Consider the following 3,072-nt stretch of genomic DNA (forward strand, 5'->3'; position numbering starts at 1 on the left):
CATTGTACCTTGAAAACTAGATAAAGAAGTATGACAAGACATCAAACTTTGTAAGAAATAAAGACCAAACGTCTTTTTACTGTAGTAATAAAGAGTTTACTCATATTAGTTAAGTAAGAAAGGGCGCACGGTGGATGCCTTGGCACTAGGAGCCGATGAAGGACGGGACGAACACCGATATGTTTCGGGGAGCTGTACGTAAGCTTTGATCCGGAAATTTCCGAATGGGGGAACCCATCACGTGTAATGACGTGAGATCATTAACTGAATCCATAGGTTAATGAAGGCAGACCTGGGGAACTGAAACATCTAAGTACCCAGAGGAAGAGAAAGCAAATGCGATTTCCTGAGTAGCGGCGAGCGAAACGGAATCAGCCCAAACCAAGAAGCTTGCTTCTTGGGGTTGTAGGACACATCATATGGAGTTACAAAAGTAGTATTTACACGAAGCGACCTGGAAAGGTCCGCCATAGAAGGTAACAGCCCTGTAATGGAAAAATACTACCCTCCGATGTGGATCCTGAGTACGGCGGAACACGTGAAATTCCGTCGGAATCCGGGAGGACCATCTCCCAAGGCTAAATACTCCCTAGTGACCGATAGTGAACCAGTACCGTGAGGGAAAGGTGAAAAGCACCCCGGAAGGGGAGTGAAAGAGATCCTGAAACCGTGCGCTTACAATTAGTCGGAGCCCGTTAATGGGTGACGGCGTACCTTTTGTAGAATGGACCGGCGAGTTACGATCCCCTGCAAGGTTAAGCCAGAAAAGGCGGAGCCGCAGCGAAAGCGAGTCTGAATAGGGCGTATGTAGTAGGTGGTCGTAGACCCGAAACCGTGTGATCTACCCATGTCCAGGGTGAAGGTCAGGTAACACTGACTGGAGGCCCGAACCCACGTATGTTGAAAAATGCGGGGATGAGGTGTGGGTAGGGGTGAAATGCCAATCGAACACGGAGATAGCTGGTTCTCTCCGAAATAGTTTTAGGACTAGCCTCAAGGCATGTATCTTGGAGGTAGAGCACTGATTGGACTAGGGGCCCCTACCGGGTTACCGAATTCAGTCAAACTCCGAATGCCAATGATATTACCTTGGGAGTCAGACTGTGGGTGATAAGGTTCATAGTCGAGAGGGAAACAACCCAGACCGTCAGCTAAGGTCCCAAAGTATACGTTAAGTGGAAAAGGATGTGGCGTTGCACAGACAACCAGGATGTTGGCTTAGAAGCAGCCATCATTTAAAGAGTGCGTAATAGCTCACTGGTCGAGTGACGCTGCGCCGAAAATGTACCGGGGCTAAACGTATCACCGAAGCTACGGATTGATCTTTGATCAATGGTAGGAGAGCGTTCTAAGTGCTGTAAAGTCAGACCGTGAGGACTGGTGGAGCGCTTAGAAGTGAGAATGCCGGTATGAGTAGCGAAAAAGAAGTGAGAATCTTCTTCACCGAATGCCTAAGGTTTCCTGAGGAAGGCTCGTCCTCTCAGGGTTAGTCAGGACCTAAGTCGAGGCCGAAAGGCGTAGACGATGGACAACAGGTTGATATTCCTGTACCACCTCCTTTTTGTTTGAGCGATGGGGGAACGCAGTAGGATAGGGAAAGCGCACGGATGGAAGAGTGCGTCCAAGCAATGAGTGAGTCAGATAGGCAAATCCGTCTGGCAATCACAGGTTGTGATGGGGAGAGAAAATAGTATCGAAGTTCCCGACTTCACACTGCCAAGAAAAGCCTCTAGTGAGAAAAGTGGTGCCTGTACCGCAAACCGACACAGGTAGGCGAGATGAGAATTCTAAGGTGAGCGGGAGAACTCTCGTTAAGGAACTCGGCAAAATGACCCCGTAACTTCGGGAGAAGGGGTGCTTCTCATTCTGAGAAGCCGCAGTGAAAGGGCCCAAGCGACTGTTTAGCAAAAACACAGGTCTCTGCGAAGCCGCAAGGCGAAGTATAGGGGCTGACACCTGCCCGGTGCTGGAAGGTTAAGGGGACATGTTAGCTTTATAGCGAAGCATTGAACCGAAGCCCCAGTAAACGGCGGCCGTAACTATAACGGTCCTAAGGTAGCGAAATTCCTTGTCGGGTAAGTTCCGACCCGCACGAAAGGTGCAACGACTTGGGCACTGTCTCAACGAGAGACCCGGTGAAATTAAACTATGCGTGAAAATGCGCATTACCCGCGACAGGACGGAAAGACCCCGTGGAGCTTTACTGTAGCCTGATATTGAATATTGGCACAATTTGTACAGGATAGGTGGGAGCCTTAGAAGCGTGAGCGCTAGCTTACGTGGAGGCGCTGGTGGGATACCACCCTGATTGTGTTGATCTTCTAACCCAGGACCGTGATCCGGTTCGGAGACAGTGTCAGGCGGGCAGTTTGACTGGGGCGGTCGCCTCCCAAAGAGTAACGGAGGCGCCCAAAGGTTCCCTCAGAATGGTTGGAAATCATTCGTAGAGTGCAAAGGCAGAAGGGAGCTTGACTGCGAGACCTACAAGTCGAGCAGGGACGAAAGTCGGGCTTAGTGATCCGGCGGTACCGAATGGAAGGGCCGTCGCTCAACGGATAAAAGCTACCCCGGGGATAACAGGCTTATCTCCCCCAAGAGTCCACATCGACGGGGAGGTTTGGCACCTCGATGTCGGCTCATCGCATCCTGGGGCTGTAGTCGGTCCCAAGGGTTGGGCTGTTCGCCCATTAAAGCGGTACGCGAGCTGGGTTCAGAACGTCGTGAGACAGTTCGGTCCCTATCCGTCGTGGGCGTTGGAAGTTTGAGAGGAGCTGTCCTTAGTACGAGAGGACCGGGATGGACATACCGCTGGTGCACCAGTTGTTCCGCCAGGAGCATAGCTGGGTAGCTACGTGTGGAAGGGATAAGTGCTGAAAGCATCTAAGCATGAAGCCCCCCTCAAGATGAGACTTCCCATCTGTAAAGAGTAAGATCCCTCAGAGACGATGAGGTAGATAGGTTCGAGGTGGAAGCATGGTGACATGTGTAGCTGACGAATACTAATCGATCGAGGACTTAACTAAATTTTTGTTTGATGATTGTTTACTTCTTATCTAGTTTTCAGGGTATAAC

1 rRNA gene is annotated in these 3,072 nt (G+C 50.5%); it reads left to right on the top strand.

The features are described from left to right. Positions 1–107 precede the first annotated feature (107 nt). A 23S ribosomal RNA gene (locus tag BM390_RS15025) occupies positions 108–3,023 on the top strand. The last annotated feature ends 49 nt before the right edge of the window (positions 3,024–3,072 follow it).

It is taken from the genome of Halolactibacillus miurensis, from assembly GCF_900116255.1.
Classification (GTDB): Bacteria; Bacillota; Bacilli; order Bacillales; family Amphibacillaceae; genus Halolactibacillus; species Halolactibacillus miurensis.